The sequence below is a fragment of the Ruegeria sp. SATB027 genome, from assembly GCF_059613825.1.
In genome coordinates this window covers 1-2,381 of sequence record NZ_JBXWTH010000007.1, presented here as the reverse complement: position 1 = coordinate 2,381, position 2,381 = coordinate 1, and the positions used below count along the sequence as shown (strand labels likewise).

2 protein-coding genes are annotated in these 2,381 nt (G+C 58.8%); one reads left to right on the top strand and one right to left on the bottom strand.

The window, feature by feature from the left end:
- The first annotated feature begins 123 nt into the window (after positions 1-123).
- The gene (locus AC2FPW_RS00530) at positions 124-1,101 is read left to right on the top strand and encodes an HpcH/HpaI aldolase/citrate lyase family protein (RefSeq protein WP_480774594.1); all 978 of its coding nucleotides are present in this window, start codon (positions 124-126) and stop codon (positions 1,099-1,101) included.
- Between the two features lie 91 nt (positions 1,102-1,192).
- On the opposite strand, the gene AC2FPW_RS00525 is transcribed toward AC2FPW_RS00530, so the two are convergent.
- Positions 1,193-2,194 carry a helix-turn-helix domain-containing protein gene (locus AC2FPW_RS00525; protein ID WP_496812232.1) on the bottom strand — a complete coding sequence of 334 codons (1,002 nt, stop codon included), beginning with the start codon at positions 2,192-2,194 and terminating at the stop codon, positions 1,193-1,195.
- Positions 2,195-2,381: the final 187 nt, after the last annotated feature.

Sequence of the window (2,381 nt, the reverse complement as noted above, 5' to 3'; positions counted from 1 at the left end):
CGGCCTGGCCGCCAACGGCGAAGACGGCAACGCCGAAGTCGAAGCCCGCGTCCGCGCCCAGGTCGCAGACCTCTGCAACCGCTTCCCCATATACCCGAACCTGTAAGCCGAAAGGTCCCAACCATGAGCTTTCATCCAATTGAACAAGCCCCCGCCCGCCTGAACCGCAGCGAGCTTGCCGTGCCCGGCAGCCAGCCCGGAATGTTTGAGAAGGCTGCGAAATCGGACGTGGATGTCATCTTCCTCGATCTGGAAGACGCCGTCGCGCCCGATGAAAAGGAGCAGGCGCGCAGGAACATTATTCAGGCTCTGAATGATATCGACTGGGGCAACAAGACCATGTCGGTCCGGATCAATGGTCTGGACACCCATTACATGTATCGGGACGTCGTGGATGTTGTCGAACAGGCGGGCCAGCGTCTGGACCTGGTCATGATCCCCAAGGTCGGGACAGCCGCAGATGTATATGCAGTCGACATGCTGGTGACCCAGATCGAAGACGCCAAGGGGTACAAGAAACGGATCGGGTTCGAACACATCATCGAAACCGCGCTTGGTATGCAGAATGTCAGCGCGATCGCTGCGGCATCAAAGCGCAATGAAAGCCTTCATTTTGGTGTCGCGGATTATGCCGCCTCGACCCGCGCGCGGACCACAATCATCGGGGGCGTAAACCCTGACTATTCGGTTCTGACCGACCCGGATGCCGACGGAGGCCGCCTGACCCACTGGGGCGACATGTGGCACTACGCCCTTGCCCGCATGGTGGTTGCTGCGCGCGCCAACGGGCTGCGTCCGATTGATGGGCCTTTTGGCGATTTCCAGGACCCCGACGGTTACAAGGCCGCCGCAAAACGTGCCGCCGTTCTGGGCTGCGAGGGCAAATGGGCCATTCATCCAAGCCAGATCGCACTTGCCAATGAGGTGATGTCACCCTCGGATGCCGAAGTTACCAAGGCACGGCGTATCCTTGTCGCCATGGCCGAGGCCGAGGCAGACGGAAAAGGTGCCGTGTCTCTGGATGGTCGTCTGATCGACTATGCCTCGATCCGGCAGGCCGAAGTACTGGTCGAAAAGGCCAGTCAGATCGCTGCGGCCTGATCGCCTGCACCAAACCCGACCTGCGTGGGCGCATTGTCCACGCGGGCTCGGTGCTGCGTTGACTGGTGGATCACGAGACCAACGCGAAAGGTTATCCGTGTTCCGGGGCGGCCGTCCCCAGAAATCGCTTGTTCCGAATATCGTCCGGGCTGACGTCAAAGCTTCGTTGAAAGGCACGTTTCAGCGCGACGGTCGATGAAAAGCCGGTCGCTGTCGAGATTTCGATCTGCGACATGTTGGTGAATTGTAAAAGGCTCTGCGCCCGCTCCAGCCTTAGCTCTTTGTAGGTCGACAAAAGTTTCGCACCGGTTTTGCTTAGAAACCTTCGCTGTAACTGGCGGGTCGAGGTCCTGAGTACATTGGAAAGTTCCGAGATCGTCAAAGGATCTTCGATGTTTTCCTGCATCGCATCCAGCGTGCGCATGACAAGCTGATCACCTTTTGCACGGTGCACCAGACGGGCGGCAAGCGTGCTGCCGTGCTTTTGTGTGGGTTCCGTCAGTCCAATGTATCCGCGCAGTATGTCCGCGATATGTTCCCCGTGGTCGATCGACACAAATTCTGACAGCAGGCGCAGCGCGCTTAACCGGGTGGTTGCGCTATGGGCGCACCCGTCTGCGGCCAGATGCGTGCCGGTGCCACAATCTTCCAGCCCGCCCTCCAGTGCAGCGGCTGCGAAATTCGGGTGGACAGCAACGGTGTTCCGGCCTGTTCTTCCGAGTTGCGGCAGAAGCAGCACCGCGCCGCCGACCAGTACAACCCGTGAAGACAGGTTCAGGACCTGCGATACCCAGGATCTGCGCGAATGTGGGATGGACCAGATGTTCTCCAGATCTCCCCAGAAAACCGCCGTTCGTCCGGCCCAGTATAACGGTCCGCCCGCAGGTTCCGAGCCAGCGACACGAAGGTTGACCGCATAGGTGCAGTCTTCGGCCAGAGTGTTTAACGCCTGATAGAATTCGATGACCATTCCAGCTGACGCCATAGCCGTTTCACCGTTGAGAATGACATCGATATGTTTCAATCTTTCGGGTGACTCAGGCTCCGTTTCAGACAGATTGGCGTGATCATTTGCGAGGACATAGTGTTTCATTGTTCCTCCGACGATTTGGGCGTGGCAGCGCCCCGATTGGCGCTGCCCTCAGGGTGTAAATCCGATCCGTCAGGCGAATTGACGGATCGGACAGACACGGGTTTCACTCAGCGGCGTCTTCGTATGCGTCCATTGGTGGGCATGTGCAGACGAGGTTTCGGTCGCCGTATGCGTTGTCGACGCGGTT